Genomic DNA, 2,851 nt, shown 5'->3' on the forward strand with positions numbered 1-2,851 from the left:
GCCTTCCCCCTGGACCAGGCCGCCGAGGCCCAGGAAGAACTCGCCCGCAGGGGACACGTAGGCAAGATCGTCATGCACCCCTGAGTCTCATCCGGCGCCCCACGAGGGGAGCGAGCCCCCGCACCCTCGCCCCCAGGCCGGACACGCCCCGAATGCCCGAAGACGATCGTCCCCGGCAACCGGGCTTCTATCTTTGCGGGTTGACGGGCCGGTACCGGGCCACGAGAAGCGGGGGCACCACGTGAGCAGGCGCGACGAATTACTCGCAGCGATCCAGGACCGCCTGGTCCTGGTGACCTCTCGGAACGACCCCTCCCCCGTACTGGATCGATCCGCACTGGCCCAGGCGCGCGACCTGGCGGCCTGTCTCACGGACGCAACCGATCTGGCAGCCGAGCGCGCCCTGGGCTACTTCTACTACTTCCGCTCGACGGGGCTGCGCCGGGGGCGAGCCGAACAGGAACTGTCTGCGGCGTTGCGCCACTTCAGGATGCCGTTCATGACGGGAACGGGAACTCTGCCTCCAGCGCTGATGGCATCTCTCGCCGAAAGGGCGATCCCCGATGCGAGAGACCTGGTCAGGCGTACGTTGAGCGACACCGACCCGGGGCTCGCGCAATTCGCCGTCGACCTCACCCGGCGCATCACCCGCCACCTGCCGGACAACCATCGGGCCTACCCGCTTGTCCACGGCTTGCTCGGAACGCTCCTGGACACACGCTTCCAGCGCGGCGGCGACCTCACCGACGTCAACGGCGCCATAGCGGCAGGCCGGATCGCCGCCCGGACGGGTTCGCGTCACTCGCTCTTCCACGGAAACCTCTGCGGCGCACTGGTGAACCGCTATCAGCGCACCGGCGACCTGAGCGATGTCAACGAGGCGGTGCAGTCCGGTCGCACGGCCGTCAAGTTCGCCGACGCGAACGATGCCGACCGATTCGGGTACCTGACCAACCTGGGCGCCGCTCTGCGCATGCGCTTCCTTCGCACCCACGACCTGGCAGACGCGGACGAGGCCGTGGACCTCAGCCGGAGCGCCGCCCGCGGCATTGATGCGGACGATCCCCGCCGGGCCCTGTTCCTCAGCAACCTGGGCGTCGCCCTCCAGTCGCGTTTCGGGCGCACCGGAGCACTGGCCGACATCGACGAGGCCGTGGAAGTCAACCGCCGCGCCATCCAAGCCGATCCAACGTACGTGGGGGCCCTGTCCAACCTGTGTCTCGTACTCCTTAACCGCTACCAGCGCACCGGCGACCTCAAGGATGCCGACGAGGCGGTGGCGGCCGCCCGCGCCGCCCTTCACATCCTTCCCGATGACCACCCCACCCGCGCCGTCCCCTGGCTCAGCCTCAGCAGCGCGCTGCGTTTCCGGTTCCAGGGCACCGGGATGCTCTCGGACGTGAACGAGGCCGTCGCAGCAGGCCAAGCCGCGGTCCGGGCCACTCCGGACAACCATGCCGAACGCGCGGCACGGCAGGCGAACCTCGCCGCGTGCCTGCGCATGCGGTTCGAGCGGACGGGCGACCTCGCCGACGTGGACGAGGCGGTGCGGCTGGGCCGTTCGGTCCTGCGAGACCTCCCCGCCGATCACCCGACACGCGCCCAGCACCTCGCCGAGTTCGCCGCCGCCCTGCAGATGCGATTTGAACACGTCAAGGACCTCGCCGACCTCGACGAGGCCATCGAAGCAAGCCGCGGCGCAATCCGCACGGCCGCCGCCGACCAGCACCGGACCATGCCCCTGACCAACCTCTGTATCGGCCTGTGGATGCGGTTCCAGCACACCCGGGACCCGCGGGATGCGGACGCGGCGGCGCAGGCCGGCCGCGACGCCCTTCGCCTCATGCCCGCCGACCACCCCAACCGCGCCGGCATCCTGATCAACCTCGCCCAGGCCCTCCAGCTGCGTTCCGCACAGGACGGCAGCCACACCGACACCACGGAAGAACAAAGCGCCTGGGAAGAAGCAGCCGCGTCGCGGACCGCACCGCCGCGGCTGCGTGTCCGCGCGGCGCGCAACGCCGCGCGCCTGGCGGCGCCGTCCGATCCCGGCCGGGCCGCCGCCTTTCTGGAACAAGCCGTCCTGTTGCTGCCACAGGTGGCGCCACGACGGCTGCGACGCAGCGATCAGCAGTATTTCCTGGCCACCGACACGATCGACCTCGCCGCCGACGCGGCCGCCCTGGCCCTCGCCGACCCCGCGGGCACTGCCTCGGAGCGCGCCGCGCGGGCCCTGCGGCTGGCGGAAGCCGGCCGCGCCGTACTCCTGTCCCAGGCCCTGGACACACGCGATGACCTGTCCGAACTGCGCGCCCGCCACCCCCGCATGGCCACACGCTTCACCGAGCTGCGCGGACTGCTCGACCAGGATCAAGGACAGTTCGCAGGCGCGGAGTTGCCGCCAGGATCTGACGCGGGACGCGAGCGGCATCTGTTGGTGTCCGAACTGGAAGAGCTGACGACCCGTATCCGCGGCCAGGCGGATTTTGCGTCCTTCGGCCTGCCGCCGACCATCGAGGACCTGCTGGCCGAAGCTGCGCACGGCCCTGTGGTGACCTTCAACATCAGCCGCTACCGCAGCGATGCCCTGCTCCTGACCGGCAAGGGCATCACCTCGTGCCCGCTGCCCCGATTGACCCACGACCGCGTCTCCGCACAGGTCGACAGCTTCTATCAGGCCCTGGACGAGGCATGGGCACCCGATGGGGACCGCATCGCCGCACAGCGCACACTGCGCGGGGTACTGGAATGGCTCTGGGAGGCGGCCGCGGAACCTGTTCTGACCGCTCTGGCAGCCACGTTGGAGGAGGCGCACGGGACTCCCCCCGGAGGGATGCTGCCCCGGGTGTGG

General features: G+C 70.3%; 1 protein-coding gene. It reads left to right on the forward strand.

Annotation, left to right across the window (positions count from 1 at the left end; translation table 11 throughout):
* Positions 1-241: 241 nt before the first annotated feature.
* The coding region (locus ACQKIP_RS44290; protein WP_427745586.1) for a tetratricopeptide repeat protein at positions 242-2,851 on the forward strand (2,610 nt) is incomplete at its 3' end.

Origin of the sequence: Streptomyces sp. NPDC059900 (genome assembly GCF_050270335.1) — a bacterium.
Taxonomy (GTDB): domain Bacteria; phylum Actinomycetota; class Actinomycetes; order Streptomycetales; family Streptomycetaceae; genus Streptomyces.